This is a genomic window from Streptomyces speibonae (assembly GCF_984686075.1).
The window spans coordinates 5181785-5197098 of the sequence record NZ_OZ480260.1 but is presented as its reverse complement, the minus strand read 5'-3'; the positions used below and the strand labels follow the sequence as shown (position 1 = coordinate 5197098).

At 70.8% G+C, this 15314-nt stretch carries 15 protein-coding genes; 4 read left to right on the top strand and 11 right to left on the bottom strand.

Annotated elements, in window-relative coordinates; translation table 11 throughout:
- Positions 1–2: 2 nt before the first annotated feature.
- From AC5L3C_RS23405 to clpS, 6 genes are all read right to left on the bottom strand, one after another.
- Positions 3–281, bottom strand: coding sequence for a MoaD/ThiS family protein (locus AC5L3C_RS23405; protein ID WP_493650680.1), 279 nt, complete (start codon positions 279–281; stop codon positions 3–5).
- 104 nt (positions 282–385) lie between these two features.
- Positions 386–481: a putative leader peptide gene (locus tag AC5L3C_RS23400; RefSeq protein WP_312847494.1), complete on the bottom strand. Its 96-nt coding sequence runs from the start codon at positions 479–481 to the stop codon at positions 386–388.
- Between the two features lie 99 nt (positions 482–580).
- Positions 581–1003 (bottom strand): M67 family metallopeptidase, encoded by a 423-nt coding sequence (locus AC5L3C_RS23395; RefSeq protein WP_125506184.1) that lies wholly within the window; start codon positions 1001–1003, stop codon positions 581–583.
- A gap of 98 nt (positions 1004–1101) precedes the next feature.
- A complete protein-coding gene (locus AC5L3C_RS23390; protein ID WP_493650679.1) occupies positions 1102–2640 on the bottom strand; it encodes an alanine/glycine:cation symporter family protein in 1539 nt (512 codons plus the stop codon).
- 364 nt (positions 2641–3004) lie between these two features.
- Positions 3005–3604 carry a DUF2017 domain-containing protein gene (locus AC5L3C_RS23385; protein WP_493650678.1) on the bottom strand — a complete coding sequence of 200 codons (600 nt, stop codon included), beginning with the start codon at positions 3602–3604 and terminating at the stop codon, positions 3005–3007.
- Between the two features lie 75 nt (positions 3605–3679).
- A complete protein-coding gene (gene clpS / locus AC5L3C_RS23380) occupies positions 3680–3997 on the bottom strand; it encodes an ATP-dependent Clp protease adapter ClpS (RefSeq protein WP_093767120.1) in 318 nt (105 codons plus the stop codon).
- A 120-nt stretch (positions 3998–4117) separates the two neighbouring features.
- Between clpS and AC5L3C_RS23375 the strand changes: the two genes are divergently transcribed.
- Both AC5L3C_RS23375 and AC5L3C_RS23370 read left to right on the top strand, forming a co-directional pair.
- Positions 4118–5470 carry a nicotinate phosphoribosyltransferase gene (locus AC5L3C_RS23375; protein ID WP_493650677.1) on the top strand — a complete coding sequence of 451 codons (1353 nt, stop codon included), beginning with the start codon at positions 4118–4120 and terminating at the stop codon, positions 5468–5470.
- 163 nt (positions 5471–5633) lie between these two features.
- Positions 5634–6227: a nicotinamidase gene (locus tag AC5L3C_RS23370; RefSeq protein ID WP_493650676.1), complete on the top strand. Its 594-nt coding sequence runs from the start codon at positions 5634–5636 to the stop codon at positions 6225–6227.
- 94 nt (positions 6228–6321) lie between these two features.
- Here AC5L3C_RS23370 and AC5L3C_RS23365 read toward each other — a convergent pair whose 3' ends face one another.
- A complete protein-coding gene (locus tag AC5L3C_RS23365) occupies positions 6322–6645 on the bottom strand; it encodes a hypothetical protein (protein ID WP_493650675.1) in 324 nt (107 codons plus the stop codon).
- A 122-nt stretch (positions 6646–6767) separates the two neighbouring features.
- Positions 6768–9125 (bottom strand): immune inhibitor A domain-containing protein, encoded by a 2358-nt coding sequence (locus AC5L3C_RS23360; protein ID WP_493650674.1) that lies wholly within the window; start codon positions 9123–9125, stop codon positions 6768–6770.
- Between the two features lie 389 nt (positions 9126–9514).
- Here AC5L3C_RS23360 and AC5L3C_RS23355 point away from each other — a divergent pair, with 389 nt between their 5' ends.
- Complete coding sequence (locus AC5L3C_RS23355; protein WP_493650673.1) at positions 9515–9811, top strand: hypothetical protein; 297 nt, start codon at positions 9515–9517, stop codon at positions 9809–9811.
- A gap of 72 nt (positions 9812–9883) precedes the next feature.
- On the opposite strand, the gene AC5L3C_RS23350 is transcribed toward AC5L3C_RS23355, so the two are convergent.
- The 3 genes from AC5L3C_RS23350 to AC5L3C_RS23340 all read right to left on the bottom strand — a co-directional run bounded on the left by AC5L3C_RS23350 (position 9884) and on the right by AC5L3C_RS23340 (position 13744).
- Positions 9884–10573: an RDD family protein gene (locus AC5L3C_RS23350; RefSeq protein WP_493650672.1), complete on the bottom strand. Its 690-nt coding sequence runs from the start codon at positions 10571–10573 to the stop codon at positions 9884–9886.
- A gap of 99 nt (positions 10574–10672) precedes the next feature.
- Positions 10673–12214, bottom strand: a complete 1542-nt coding sequence (locus AC5L3C_RS23345) for an RDD family protein (protein WP_493650671.1) — start codon at positions 12212–12214, stop codon at positions 10673–10675.
- 114 nt (positions 12215–12328) lie between these two features.
- The gene (locus AC5L3C_RS23340; RefSeq protein ID WP_493650670.1) at positions 12329–13744 is read right to left on the bottom strand and encodes an FAD-binding oxidoreductase; all 1416 of its coding nucleotides are present in this window, start codon (positions 13742–13744) and stop codon (positions 12329–12331) included.
- Between the two features lie 103 nt (positions 13745–13847).
- Here AC5L3C_RS23340 and AC5L3C_RS23335 point away from each other — a divergent pair, with 103 nt between their 5' ends.
- Positions 13848–15257: a tetratricopeptide repeat protein gene (locus AC5L3C_RS23335; protein ID WP_493650669.1), complete on the top strand. Its 1410-nt coding sequence runs from the start codon at positions 13848–13850 to the stop codon at positions 15255–15257.
- The last annotated feature ends 57 nt before the right edge of the window (positions 15258–15314 follow it).

Genomic DNA, 15314 nt, shown 5'->3' with positions numbered 1-15314 from the left:
TATCAGGCCATACCGCCGGCCACGGCCGGCAGGATCGTGACGCTGTCGCCGTCGCTCAGCTTGGTGTCGATGCCCTCGAGGAAGCGGACGTCCTCGTCGTTGAGGTAGACGTTGACGAAGCGGCGCAGCTGCGCGCCGTCCACGATGCGGGCCTGGATGCCCGTGTGCCGGGACTCGAGGTCGGCGAAGAGCTCGGCGAGGGTGTTCCCGGTGCCCTCCACCGCCTTCTGACCGTCGGTGTACTGGCGGAGGATGGTCGGGATGCGGACCTCGATGGCCATGGCTGAGGGCTCCTGTCGGAAGAGTCTGTCGTGGGTTCGGGAAGGGCGCGCGGCGGCACGCGGCAACCCGCCGCGGCTCTCGGCCGTACGGCGGCGGCGGAGGATCAACAGATGGCGCTGTTCAGCCGGCACAGGTCGACGTGCAGCCGCGCCACGAGCAGTGCGCCCGGCGCTGTTTCGCTCACGTCGAGAAGAACCATGGGGTCATCGTATCGATTCCCGTACGGACCCCCGGAGTGTGATCTCATCTGTCGGACGCCATGCTTCCGCGATGCGGGACGTCAGGCCGTCGCGGCGGGTCAGTACGCCTCGACGATCTCGACCTCCTCCTCGGTGATCTCGCCCTCCAGGATGCGGAACGAGCGGAACTGGAACTCCCCGGCGCCGTCGGTGTCGGCGGTGGAGACCAGGACGTAGTGGGCGCCGGGCTCGTTGGCGTAGGCGACGTCGGTGCGGGAGGGGTAGGCCTCCGTCGCGGTGTGGGAGTGGTAGATGACCACCGGTTCCTCGTCCCGGTCGTCCATCTCCCGGTACAGCTTCAGCAGGTCCTGGGAGTCGAACTCGTAGAACGTGGGCGAGCGGGCCGCGTTCAGCATGGGGATGAAGCGCTCGGGGCGGCCGGAGCCCACCGGGCCCGCCACCACACCGCACGCCTCGTCGGGGTGGTCCTCGCGGGCGTGGGCCACGATCTGCTCGTACAGCGCCTTCGTGATGGTCAGCATGGGGCTCAGGATAAGCAGACGGGCTGCCCCGTACCGAAGAGTGGTACGGAACAGCCCGTATGCCGGACGCCCCGGGAGAACGGGGCCGGCCGGTGCCGTCAGGGCGCCTCGGTGACCGGGGCCTTGGCGTCCTCCTCCTCCTCGGCGCCGGTTCCGGCGCGGCGGGTGCGGATGTGCTCCAGGAAGGAGCTGAGCTCGCGCTTGACCACGGGGGCCAGCAGGTACAGGCCGATGATGTTGAACACCGAGAGCAGGAAGAGCGCGGAGTCGGCCAGGCTGATCAGCGAGTCGAGGGAGAGCAGCGAGCCGGCGATGACGAACACGCTCCAGATCGCCTTGAACGTCATCTCGCTGGTCTTGCTCCGGCCGAAGAGGAACGCCCAGGCCTTGAGGCCGTAGTAGCCCCAGGTCAGGATCGTGGAGAAGGCGAAGAGCAGCACCGCGACGGTCAGCAGGTGCGGGAACCAGGGCAGCACGGTCTCGAAGGCGTCGGAGGTGATGGTGACACCGCCGATGCTCTCGCCCTCGCGGGCCTCGGTCCAGCTGGCCGGGGCCGCGATGACGATGGTCAGCGCGGTCATGGTGCAGACGATGACCGTGTCGATGAAGGGCTCGAGCAGGGCGACCAGGCCCTCGCTGGCGGGGTGCTTGGTCTTGACCGCGGAGTGCGCGATGGGCGCGGAGCCGAGACCGGCCTCGTTGGAGAAGGCGGCGCGCTGGAAACCGACGATCAGGGCACCGATGACACCGCCCACGACGCCGTCCGCCTGGAACGCCCCCTGGAAGATGTCACCGATCGCGTCGGGCACGGCGGTGACGTTGGACAGGATGACGATCAGACACGCCGTCACGTACATGAGCGCCATGGCGGGCACCAGGCGGCTGGTGACGGAGGCGATGGAGCGGATGCCGCCGAGGAGCACGAGACCGACCAGGGCGGAGACCACGAGACCGAACAGCACGGCGCCCGCGGAGCTGGCCATGAAGCCGTCCTCGCCGCCGACGGTGGAGGAGATCTGCGCGTAGCTCTGGTTGGCCTGGAGCAGGTTGCCGCCGAACAGACCGAAGAAGAGGACCATGATGGACGCCAGGACGGCGAGCACCTTGCCGAGCTGCGCGCCGCCGTGGCCGAAGCGCTCGGCGAGACCCTTGGGCAGGTAGTGCATGGGGCCACCGGAGACGGTGCCATCGGGGTGCACCTCGCGGTACTTCACACCGAGGGTGACCTCGACGAACTTGGTGGCCATGCCGAGCAGACCGCAGAGGATCATCCAGAAGGTGGCGCCGGGTCCGCCGATGGAGACGGCGACGGCCACACCGGCGATGTTGCCGAGACCGACGGTGCCCGAGACGGCGGCGGTCAGGGCCTGGAAGTGGGTGACCTCGCCGGGGGCGTCGGGCTCGTCGTACTTGCCGCGTACGACGTCGAAGGCAAGTTTGATCTTGCGTGCCTGGACCAGCCCGAACCAGCCGGTGAAGACGAGACCGGCGATCACGAGCCAGGCGACGATGAGCGGAAGCTCGGCGTCGCCGACCGAAACGGCATAGAAGACGATGTCGCCCACGGTGGTCGCGACAGGGTCGAAGAAATCACTTACGGCGTCGTCGATGTTCTGAGTGATGGAGTCGAGTGACATCGAGCTTCCTCAATGGCGGGGACGTGCTGGCGTGGGCAGCAGAGCGGGCGGCGATGTGGGCCCGGGGCCCACGTCCCGTTCGGCGACGGTGGCGGCTCGGCGGTCCGTGCACGGGGACCGCGGCCTGTTGTCGTGCTGGTCGAAACACACCGGCGGTGACCGGCTTTCCTGCTCACAGCGAGGGGTGGGCCGCAAGCAAGTTGCCGATTTTTACCACGGCGTTTACCCGCCATCGAGTGACTCAGGTCACGGAAAACCACCCCTTCGGGGTGAAATCGCAGGGGTGGTGACGCGATCGTTATCCGGACTTGAGCTTTATCTGAGCGAACAGAACGGAGGACCTTTCGGAAGCGCGTGGATATATCTACGGCAGGAGAGTTGAGACGAGCGTCTCCTGGAGACCGCCCAGCCACAGGTACGCCATCACCATCGGCTTGCGCGGGTCCTCGTCGGGGAGATGGAAGAGGAGATCGCTGTCGTCCTCGTCGTTGATCTCCAGCCGGGCGCCGATCGCGAGCCGCAGATCGTTCAGCGCGCCCAGCCACTGGCGGGACTCGTCCGGCGACAGCTTCAGCACCGCGCCGCCCTCGCCCTCGGCGGCGAGCGCGTCCAGCGAGCGGATCACCGTGAGGGCGTTGTCGCGCTTGCCGGCCCGCAGGTCGTTCTCGGTGTAGCGGCGGAACTCCGCGGAGTACGCCCACTGTTCCTCCGCCTCCTTGCCCTGCGGCGCCCCTTCGGGGTCGCTGTAGGCGTCCGGGAGGAGACGGCGCAGCACGGGGTCGGAGGGCGGTTCGCTCGGCCCCTCGGCGAAGAGGTCGGCGAGCGGGTCACCGGACTCCTCGGCCGGTCCTGGGCCGATGAGCTCCATCAACTGCACGGCCAGGGACCGGATGATGGAGATCTCGACGTCGTCGAGGGCGACGGCCGCGCCGCCGCCGGGGAGCGGTTCGAAGGTTCCTGGCATGGAGGCGATCGCTACTTCCGGTCCTGCGGGCGGGATGGGGTCATGTACGGGTCATCTCCGGGATGTCCGGCTCGGTCACTTCCGGTCGTGCTGGAGGGTCGCCCACAGCCCGTAGCCGTGCATGGCCTGGACGTCGCGCTCCATCTCCTCGCGGGTACCGCTGGAGACGACCGCCCGGCCCTTGTGATGGACGTCGAGCATGAGCTTGGTCGCCTTGTCCTTCGAGTAGCCGAAGTACGTCTGAAAGACGTACGTCACGTAGCTCATGAGGTTGACCGGGTCGTTGTGGACGATCGTGACCCACGGGACGTCGGGCTCGGGTACGGCGAAGACCTCCTCCGCCGACTCGGTGCGTTCGATCTCCAGGGGTGCGGGTGACGTCACACAGCCCATGCTGCCACCGCAGGGGGGTGGTCGCACAAACCGGCGGGCTGTCGCGGTGTCCGGATCCCGGCCGTTCCGGCACCCGGACCAAAATCGTCAAACTGACGAAATGGGGGTAGCATCCCTGCCATGAACACAGCGGACCTTGGGCGTGGACGACGGGTGGGCGTTCCCTCGACGGCGCTCTTCACCGATCAGTACGAGCTGACGATGCTGCAGGCGGCGCTGAAGGCCGGCACAGCCGGCCGGCGCAGCGTGTTCGAGGTCTTCACCCGGCGCCTGCCCGACGGCCGCCGCTACGGCGTGGTGGCCGGCACCGGGCGGGTGCTGGACGCGGTGGAGAACTTCCGCTTCGACCCGGACGTCCTCGCCTTCCTGCGCGAGAAGGACATCGTCGACGGCACGACCCTGGACTGGCTGGCCGACTACCGCTTCTCGGGCGACATCTGGGGCTACCCCGAGGGCGAGGTGTACTTCCCCGGCTCGCCGATCATGCGCGTCGAGGGCAGCTTCGCCGAGTGCGTGCTGCTGGAGACGGTCATCCTGTCGATCCTCAACCACGACTCGGCGATCGCCGCCGCCGCCTCCCGGATGGCGGCCGCCGCGGGGGAGCGGCCGCTGATCGAGATGGGCGCCCGGCGCACCCACGAGCTGGCCGCGGTGGCCGCCTCCCGGGCCGCCTACATCGGCGGCTTCGCCTCCACCTCCGACCTCGCGGCCGGTTTCCGCTACGACATCCCGACCGTGGGCACCTCCGCCCACGCCTTCACCCTGCTGCACGACAGCGAGCGGGACGCCTTCCGGGCCCAGGTCGATTCCCTCGGCGGCGATACGACGCTGCTGGTGGACACCTACGACGTGGCCGAGGCCGTCCGCACGGCCGTCGAGATCGCCGGGCCGGAGCTGGGCGCGGTGCGGATCGACTCCGGTGACCTGCTGCTGGTGGCGCACCGGGTGCGCCAGCAACTGGACGAGCTGGGCGCCACCGACACGAGGATCATCGTGACCTCGGACCTGGACGAGTACGCCATCGCCTCGCTGGCCGCCGCGCCCGTGGACGCCTACGGGGTGGGGACGCAGCTGGTCACCGGTTCGGGGCACCCGACCGCCTCCATGGTCTACAAGCTGGTCGCCCGCGCCGAGTCCGCCGACCGCGCGGCGCCCCTGGTCCCGGTGGCGAAGAAGTCCACCGGCGGCAAGACCTCCATAGGCGGCCGCAAGTGGGCCGCGCGGCGGCTGGACGAGGAGGGCGTCGCCGAGGCCGAGGTCGTCGGCACGGGCGAGGTCCCGCCCGAGCTGGCCGGCCGGCAGCTGCTGGTGCCGCTGGTCCGGGGCGGCGAGGTGCTCGTCCGTGAGCCGCTGGACGTGGTCCGCGACCGGCACGCGGCGGCGCGCGCGGGTCTGCCGCTGTCGGCTACACAGCTCTCCCGCGGGGAACCCGTACTTCCGACGGAGTACGCGCACGGGCCGTCGGGTGGCTGAGGGCAAGCCGCGACCGCGGTCCCGCGGGCCACTGTCCGTCTCGCTCTTCATTCAATAGGCTCGGAGGTTCACCGGCCGGGCCCGCCACTGTCCGAATTCAGATCCCAGATCCAGATCCCGATTCCAGATAGATCCCAGATCCCTGAGCCGAAGGACACCGACCATGCGCCGCGCACTGATCGTCGTCGACGTGCAGAACGACTTCTGCGAGGGCGGCAGCCTCGCCGTGACCGGCGGTGCGGATGTGGCTGCCGCGATCACCGAGCTGATCGGCCAGGCCGCCTCCTCCGGCGGCTACCAGCATGTGGTCGCCACCCGTGATCACCACATCGCGCCCGGGGGCCACTTCGCCGACAACCCCGACTTCGTCCGCTCCTGGCCGGCGCACTGCGTCGCGGGCACGGAGGGGGTCGGCTTCCACCCGAACTTCGCGCCCGCGGTGACCTCCGGGGCCGTCGACGCGGTGTTCGACAAGGGGGCGTACTCGGCGGCGTACAGCGGGTTCGAGGGGACCGACGAGAACGGGACACCGCTGGCGGAGTGGCTGCGCGAGCGGCGGGTGACGGAGGTCGACGTGGTCGGGATCGCCACGGACCACTGTGTGCGGGCCACCGCGCTGGACGCGGTGAAGGAAGGTTTCCGGACACAGGTGCTGCTGGATCTGACGGCGGGGGTGTCCCGCGAGTCCACGGAGCGCGCGCTGGAGGAGTTGCGGGAGGCGGGCGTGGAGCTCTCGGGCAAGCCGGTCGTGCGCTGAGCGCTGCCGCTGGAATGACCGGGCGGGGTTCCAGCTCGCGGCGCTTGCCGGTGCCTCCCCACTCTCGGCTTCTCCCCACCGCGGTACGCCCGGACTACGCGGCGGGGCGTCTGAGCAGGGCCTTTATGGGGTGCCAGAGCTCCACCGTCAGCACGGTCGGATCCGGCGTCGTACGCCATATCAGCCCGTCCGGATGATGCAGCACCGCCGTGACCTCATCCGGCGTCGGCGGAGCCGTGTTGCCCCGCAGATAGATCGCCCGCAGCCCCAGATTGCGCAGCCTGGTCAGGGCCCGCGCACGGTTCTGCGCGTGGACGAGAACACGCACGCCGCCGGACGCGTCGGCAGCCGGGCTGGGCAGGTTCAGTGCCACCACCACCGTGCCGTTCGGCAGCTTGCAGAAACCTCCTGCGGCCATGCGCTCATACCCCCGTGTCAACCGGTGTCAATAAGAGAGTCACAGGAGGCACCTAAACACGGATCGGCGGTGACCCGCCAGGGGGTCACCGCCGATCACGCTCTGACCTGCGAAGATGCTAATTACCTACCGGCAGGACGGACCTCGAGCTCGATCGTCGAGCCGTTCCGCGCCTCCTTGAGGATCTTGATCTTCGTATTGGTGTCAGTGATCTTGACGCTGCCGCCGGGGTTCTCCTCGTCGTAGTAGGTGTGGGTGCGGTCGTTGAAGACCGACACACCCTTCGACGACGGGATCCACTTGGCGACGTCCGCCTTGTGCAGGGTCATGCCCTCGGTGCGGAACTTGCTGAACGTCGCGTCGTAGGTCTGGATGCGGTTGCGCATCACCGTGCCGTCGGCCCACTTCAGGGCCGCCGGGTGCGAGTCGACCGGGAGGATCAGACCCGTGCCCGGGTGCCGGCTGGTGTTGTTGTCCGCCTGGGAGGTGTCCCACTTCCAGATCAGCAGACCGTTCTGGTACGCGAAGTGCTCGACCCAGTCCGGGCGGGAGCTGAAGCCGAAGTTGTACGGGCCGACCTCGAGGGTCTTGTCGTACGACACGTACTGGCGGTTCTCGGCGATGTAGTACTGCGCGTAGTCCTTGGTGAAGGACGCGCCCTGGCGCGTGAAGCCCTTCGCGGTCCAGGCGTCGTCCGCGGTCTCGGCGTTGTCGGAGAAGACCGGGGCGCCGTCCGCCGTCACCGTGATCGCGTCGGCCGTGAAGCCCTTCTGGGCCACGCCGCCGTCGGTCTGGTAGCGGAAGCGCAGGTCGATCTTCTGACCGGCGTACGCGTCCAGGCCGAACGCGAACTTCTGGTAGCCGTCGAGCGTGCCGTGCAACGCGGGCTTGTCGCTGCCGTCGCGCGGGATCTGCCGGCCGTCCACCGTGCCGTCGATGGCGGTCCAGTTGGCGCCGCCGTCGGTCGACACCTCGGTGTAGAGGTAGTCGTAGTTGGCCTCGATGTCGTACCAGCCGTCGAAGGTGAGTTCGGCGGAGGACGTGCCGGTCAGGTCGACCGAACGCGTCAGCGTGTTCCGCAGGTCGTCACCGCTGCCGCTCCACCACTGGGTCTCGCCCTCGGCCGGCTCGATGATCTCGGTCGTGACGGCCTTCTTCGGCAGCTCGACGACCAGCGCCTGCTTGTGCTTGGTGTTGTACTCCGCAACACCCAGCTTGTGCCAGGAGTTGACGCCCGCCTTGGCCGTGTCGTAGTTCAGCCAGCCGAGCTGGAGCTTGTCCCAGGCGGTCATGTCGCCGGGCAGGTTGCCGATCTCCTTCTTCCCGGTGCCGAGCCAGGAACCGGAGGACATCAGCGTCCAGAAGCCGGTGGAGTTCTCGCCGCCGGCGGTGTCGTAGAGGTCCGGCAGACCGAGGTCGTGGCCGTACTCGTGGGCGAAGACGCCGAGTCCGCCGTTCTCCGGCTGGATCGTGTAGTCGCCGACCCAGATGCCGGTGGAGCCGATCTGCGCGCCGCCGAGCTTGTTCTGCTCGGGCCCGGTGGCGCCGGCGTCGGTGCCGAAGGCGTACCAGCGGTGGGCCCAGATCGCGTCCTCACCCTGGGCGCCGCCGCCCGCGGACTCGTCCTCACCGGCGTGCACGATCTGGAAGTGGTCGATGTAGCCGTCGGGCTCGTTGAAGTCGCCGTCGCCGTCGAAGTCGTAGCGGTCCCACTCGTCGAAGCGGGCGACGTCCGCCTTGATCTGCGCGTCGGTGCGGCCGGCCGCCTTCTGCTGGGCGACGTAGGCGTTCAGACCGTCGCTGACGACGTTCCACACGCTGGGGCAGTTGCTGTCACCGCAGGCGTTGTTGCCGTAACGGGCCTCGTTGTAGGGGACCTTGACCCAGTCGGAGACCTCGCCCTCGACCGAGTAGCGGCCGGAGGACTGCTTCTCGTAGTACGTCTTGACCGAGTCGACGCCCTTGCCGTGGCCGAAGTACAGGTCCTCGAAGTGCTGCTGGTCGTAGTCCGCCTGCCAGGCCGTGGAGTTGTCCACCTTGCGGTCCGGCTTGGCTATCTGGTTGTGCCTCGGGCCCGGGGTGCCGCCGTAGCGGCTGTCGATCTCGTCGCCGAACTCGACCAGGATCGTGAAGATCTTGTCGGTCTTCTCGCGGCCGAGCTCGACGTACTTGGCGTCGCCCTTCTTGCTCTTCAGCTGGACGACCTTCGAACCCTCACGGTTCTTGACCTTGGTTTTACCGGATATGACCTGGTTGAGCGCCTCCTCACGCTGGGCCGCCTGTGTCTTGGACATCGGGCCCGCGAGGTCGTGCTCCACATGGTTGTGCTCGGCCGGGTCGTGCCGTTCCACGGCGCCGGGACGGTCGGCCTTGTCAGCCGTGTCGGCCTGGGCCACGGTGAACGCAGAGCAGGTGGCGGTAACCGCCGCGAGCGCCACGCCTGTCGCGGCTGCCCTGAACGTCCAGGGTCTACTGGTCACTTGAGATCCCCTCCCGCGTGCGCACGCGCGGATGTAGGAGGTTCCGGTATGGAAGGTCCCGCGCGCACGTGATCAACGCGTGTAGTCAAGTGACGACATTTGACTAGAGGTTCGGCAGAAAAAACAGACCTTGACTTGGACAGTTCAAGTGCACTATGCGGAGTTCCGGTTCGCTTTCCGGACACTTCCGCGCGAAACCTCAGCGGGCGCGTGCAAACGTCCACTTGATGGACGCCATGACTCCGTGCGCCCCCTGTGCACCGGCCCTGTCGGTTAGGTCACGCTTACTGTCCGTTCCGCTCGGGCACGCTCGCGGTTAGAGTCGCTTGGCGGAACGCCCTTGAGCCGGTGGAAAGCCAGGCCGACAGCCCCCGACTTCCGAGGACACGATGGCCATGCCCCGTCCTACTGTCGCTCAGCTCGCTTACGGTTCGTGCGCCGTGATCTTCGCGACGTTCGCCATGCTGCTGTTGTCGGGGGCGACTTCGCCCCTGGCCATCGCGGTGATCGCCGTCGCGGCACTCGCCCTCGGGCTGCTGGTGGCCATGACGGCTCCCCTGCTCGCGCCCCGGCGGCCCGTCGCGGCCGGGCGTCCGGCGGCGACGCAGCCGGTTCGGGCGACCGTTCCCTCCCCGGTGCGGGAGACGGTGCGGCGGGAGCCGGTGCGCGAACGAGCGGCGTCCTGAGGGCTTCTGTCCGTCTGTTGACGCGTCCGTCGGTCCGTATCCCGGTCCGTCCGTCGGTCGTGTGTCCCCGCCTCATCCGGTGCTGACCACCACGGTCCTGGCCGCCTTGTCGTGCAGGCCCTGTTTGTAGGGCCGGTCGAAGAAGCTCCAGCCACCCGCGATCACGGTCCAGACGCAGGCGCAGCAGAACGCGAACGGCAGCCACAGCACGGCCGCGCGGGTCAGCGATGTCTGCATGGAGGGGGTCGAGCCGTCGGCGAGGTCGGCCACGCGCATGCGCAGCCACTTCTTGCCGAGGGTCTGGCCGGTGCGGGCGGTCATGACGGTGTCGTAGGCGATGAAGAGCACGGCGGCGATGACGGACTGCACGAATCCGCTGCCGACGTCGACGTTGTTGTCGTCGATGTCGTACTCGGCGAGTCCGAACGGCAGGGTGAGCAGCACCACGACGGCGCCCACGAGGACCATGTCGATGATGCGGGCGAGCGTGCGCCGGCCGCTGTCCGCGAGCGGGGGCATGCCGGCCAGCGGGTCGGACGGTCCCCCGGGGGGTCCGCCGTACGGGCTGCCTCCGCCGCCGCCGTAAGGGCCGCCGCCTCCGGGGCCGCCGCCCGGGCCGCCGCCTCCGTAGGGGCCCGAGCCGGGGGTGTCGTACGGGGAGCCGGGCGGCGGGGTTCCGGGGCCGCCCGGTGGGGGCTGCTTCTTGAACGGGTCGTCGTCCGGCGGCTGCCGACCGGAGCCGGGGGGCGGTTCGGTGGTCATGCCCCCGAGTCGACCGTGAACGCCCCCGGCCCGCATCCGGCGAGCGGCCGTCCGGAGTATCGGGCGTGGGCAGTACGGGCGTACGGCCTCGCCCGAGACTCAGCCGGCGACGAACGTGTGCGCGGCCTTGTCGTGCCAGCACTGGTGCCAGGGCTTGTCGAACAGGCACCACAGGACGCCGACCACACCGACGACGAGCAGCCCGGGGACGCTGTAGACCAGCCAGCGGCGCAGGGCCGCGCCGAAGCCCGGGGCCTCGTGCCCCTCGATGTCCCGCACGTCCAGACCGAGCAGCTTCTTGCCCAGTGTGCGGCCCCACTTGGCGGTGGGCAGCACCTCGTAGAGAACCCCGGCGAGGAGGAGGACGGCCAGGACGATGCCGAGGTGGACCGAGGTGGTGCCGTCGATCAGCCACACCGTGACGGTCTCGCCGGAGAGCTTGGCCGCCTCGATCTTCGCGTCGATGTGGTCCATGGCCTTGATGCCGAGCGGCACTCCGGCCGTGGCGGTGACGGCAACCAGGACGAGGGTGTCCAGCAGCCGGGCGGCCAGCCGCTTGCCGAGCGCGGCGGGGCGGGCCGCGGCCTGCCGGCGGGCGGCGGCCTGGAACGGGTCGTCGGCCGGCGGCCGCCACGGCGCGACGGGCGGCTCGTCCCCGCCGGCGAGCCGGTGCACCTGCTGTGCCCAGGAGGCCTGGCCACCACCGGGCCCGCTCGTCAGAGGGGCGGAACCGGAAGCCGCGGAGGCGGGGGCGGCGGGGGCGGGAGCAGAGGCCGCGGGAGCGGCCGAGGCGGCAGGGGTGACAGGTGCGGCGGCTGCGGGCCGGGCCGGGGCGGGGGTCTGCGGCGGCACGGCCGGAGCGGTGGCCTGCTGAGGTCCGGACGGGGCCGCCGGGGTCGCCGGGGTCGCCGGGGCGGAGGCCGCGGCGGCCCGTGCGGCGGCGGCCTTCCCGGCCCCGAACCCGGGCCGTCCCGCAGCGGAACCTCCCTGCCCGGCCGGACTCCGGCCACCCGCGTCCTGTTGCTCCTCGCGGCTGACGGCGCGGAAGGTCATCGTGCCCTCGTCCCCGCCACCGGCGTCGGCCGCCGGACCGGGCGTGCCCGTGGGCCTGCGGAAGACGAAGGTGCCGTCGGGGGCGGCCGCCGTGTCAGGGGTGCCGGAGTCTGCCGCGGCGGCCGGGGTCCGGGGCGCGGGTCCCGCAGGCGTGTGCGGCACCCTCGGGTCGGCGCCCCAGGACACCTTGCGGTCCTGGTCGCCGCCGAAGCCGGACTGACGGGAGCGGTCGGCGCCCCAGGCCGAGGCGGGTTCGGGCCGGCTGCCGTGCTGGGCCTCGGCCGGGGACGGCGCGGGAGCCGGGGACGGCGCGGACGCCTGGGACGGCGCCTGCGCCTGTGCGGCCGGGCCGGGTTCGTCCACCGGGTCCTCGTCGAAGAAGTGCGGGCCGGTCTCCTCGACGGAGGGCCGCGAGGGTCCCGCACCGGGCGGCGGAGCGAGGGACTCCCCGTCCTTCGGAGCCGGGCGGCTCGTGCCCGGAACCCACGAGGCGCCGTTCCAGTACCGGACATATCCGGGAATGGACGGGTCCGGGTAGTACCCCTCGCGGGGCCTGTCGTCACCGGGGGCCGGGGTAGGGGCACTCATTCCGTCGTCCCGTATCTGCTCGAGGGGTGGGTCGGGGGAAACCACATCTATCAGACGGGCGGGGACCTGACCGCCCCTCCGGCCGGACCCCACTCCTTTCGGGCACCTTCGCGGTCAGAACAGCTTGCCGGGGTTCAGAATGCCGAGCGGATCGAAGGCGTTCTTGACAGCCCGCTGCATCTCCAGCCCGACCGGGCCGAGTTCGCGCGCCAGCCACTCCTTCTTCAGCACGCCCACGCCGTGCTCGCCGGTGATGGTGCCGCCCAGCTCGAGACCGAGCGCCATGATCGCGTCGAAGGACTCCCGCGCCCGCCGCGACTCCTCCGGGTCGGCGGCGTCGAAGCAGACCGTCGGATGGGTGTTGCCGTCGCCCGCGTGTGCGACGACGCCGATGGTGAGCCGGTGCTTCTCGGCGATCCGCTCGACGCCGTCGATGAGTTCGCCGAGCCTCGAACGGGGCACGCACACGTCGTCGATCATCGTGGTGCCCTTGACCGCCTCCAGGGCGACCAGGGACGACCGCCGTGCCTGGAGCAGCAGTTCGGACTCGGCCGTGTCCTCGGCCGGGACGACCTGGGTGGCGCCGGCCGCCTCGCACAGCGCGCCGACGGCGGCGAGGTCCGCCGCCGGGTCGGTGGTGTCGAAGGCGGCCAGCAGCAGCGCCTCGGTGGACTCCGGGAGACCCATGCGGGTCAGGTCGTTGACGGCCTTGACCGTCGTACGGTCCATGAGTTCGAGGAGTGAGGGGACGTGGCCGCCCGCCATGATGCGGCACACGGCGTCGCCGGCGGCGGCGCCGGAGGAGAACTCGGCGGCCAGCACCAGCTGCTCGGGCGGCTTCGGCCGCAGCGCCAGGACCGCGCGGACGACGATGCCGAGGGAGCCCTCGGACCCGACGAACAGCCGGGTCAGGTCGTATCCGGCGACCCCCTTGGCGGTGCGGCGCCCGGTGGACATCAGGCGTCCGTCGGCGAGCACGACGTCGAGCCCGAGGACGTACTCGGCCGTCACCCCGTACTTCACACAGCACAGCCCGCCGGAGGCGGTGCCGATGTTGCCGCCGATGGTGCAGGTCTCCCAGCTGGAGGGGTCCGGCGGGTAGAAGAGGCCGTGTTCCCCGACGGCGCGGGAGAGGGCGGCGTTGACGACGCCGGGTTCGACGACGGCGATCCGGTCGACCGGGCTGATCTCCAGGATGCGGTCCATCTTCGTCAGGGAGAGCACGACGCAGCCGTCGGTGGCGTTGGCCGCGCCGGACAGGCCGGTGCGGGCGCCCTGCGGGACGACGGGGACGCGCAGTGCGGTGGCGGTGCGCATGACGTGCTGGACCTGCTCCACCGTGCGCGGCAGCACGACCACCGCGGGGCTGCCCGCCGGGCAGAAGCTCGCCATGTCGTGGGCGTAGGAAGCGGTGATGTCGGGGTCGGTGAGGACGGCTTCGCGGGGCAGTCCGCCGAGCAGCCGCTCGACGAGGGGGCCGGCCGCCACCGTGTCTTCGTCGCGTCGCGCTTCGATACGGCTCATGATCACAGCGTGTCACCCGGGGCCATCGGTGTGAACCCCGCGCGGGCAGCCGCGTCACACCGGGGTGTGATCATCGTACGTACGCGGTGTGTGACGCACAGTGTGCGCCATGACTGAGTGCGCCATGGACGACAAGCCACGTGAGCCCCGGCGGCGGATGCGTCGCGCGCTGATCGCCTCGGCCGCCGGGTGCGCCGTACTGGGCGGGGTGCTGGTCGTGCTGCCGTGGGAGCGGGAGGCGCTGCCCGCGCCGACTCCTCAGGCACGGGCGCTGGCGGCGGTCACCAGCGGGGTACCGGCCACGCTCCCTGACCTGGCCGCGCTGACCGAGGAGCGCGAGCGGCATCTGACAGCGCACCCGAGGGACGCCCGGGCCTGGGCGGTGCTCGGGGCGGCCCGGGTGGAACAGGGGCTGCGGCTGGCCGACCCGGCGTACTGGACGCGGGCCGAGAAGGCGCTGCGCACCTCGCTGAAGGTGCGGCCGGAGGGCAACGCCCCGGCGCTGCGCGGGCTGGCGGCGCTGGCGAACGCGCGGCGGGACTTCGCCGAGGCGCGCGAGTGGGGGGAGGCGGCGCGGAAGCTGGAGCCGAAGCGGTGGACGACGTATCCGCTGCTGATCGAGGCGTCCGCCGGGCTCGGAGACGAGGAGGAGGCCGCACAGCTGCTGGAGCAGCTCAAGAAGCTGCGCTCCGGTCCCGCCATGATGGCGCGGGCGGCGGCGGTGTACCGGGACAAGGGCTGGCGGGAGGACGCGGCGGCGAAGCTCGCGGACGCGGTGTCGGCCGCCGGTGAGCCCGCCGAACGGGCGGCGTACCTGGAGCGGGCCGGGCAGCTCGCCTGGGAGCGCGGCGACCGGGAGGACGCGCTGCGGCAGTTCCAGGAGGCGGTGCGGATCGACCCCGAGCAGCGGGCGGCGCAGGCCGGGCAGGGCAGGGCGCTGGCGTCACTGGGCCGGATGACGGAGGCGCTGAGCGCGTACCGGGTGGCGCTGGTGAAGCACCCGCGGCCGGAGTACGCGCTGGAACTGGGCGAGCTGTACGAGTCGCTGGGGCTGAAGCAGGCGGCGCGGGTGCAGTACGGGGTGCTGCGGGAGCGGGTGCGGGCGGCGGCCGCGCACGGGGCGGACGAGGAGCTGGTCCTGGGCCGCTACGAGGCGGACCACGGGGACGCGGAGGCCGCCGTGCGGCGGCTCCGGGCGGAGTGGGAACGTCAGCCGTCGACGGAGGTCGCGGACGCGCTGGGCTGGGCGCTCCACCGGGCGGGGGAGCACGAGGAGGCGCTGCCCTTCGCCGTACGGGCGACCGAGGGGACGCGGGGAGGCGGCGTGCGCAGTGCCCTCCACGCGTTCCACCGGGGCATGATCGAGCGCTCCGTGGAACGGTACGGAGCCGCCCGCCGCCACCTCAAGGAGGCCCTCCAGATCAACCCGTGGTTCTCCCCGTTGCGCGTGCCGCAGGCGAAGGCGGCCCTGAACCGGCTGGGCGAACCGTCCGTCCAGGCGGGCCCGGAGTCCCACTGAGACGCACCGGCAGCCCGCACGGCGGACGAACCGATACACCCTCGAGCAGCCGTTGCA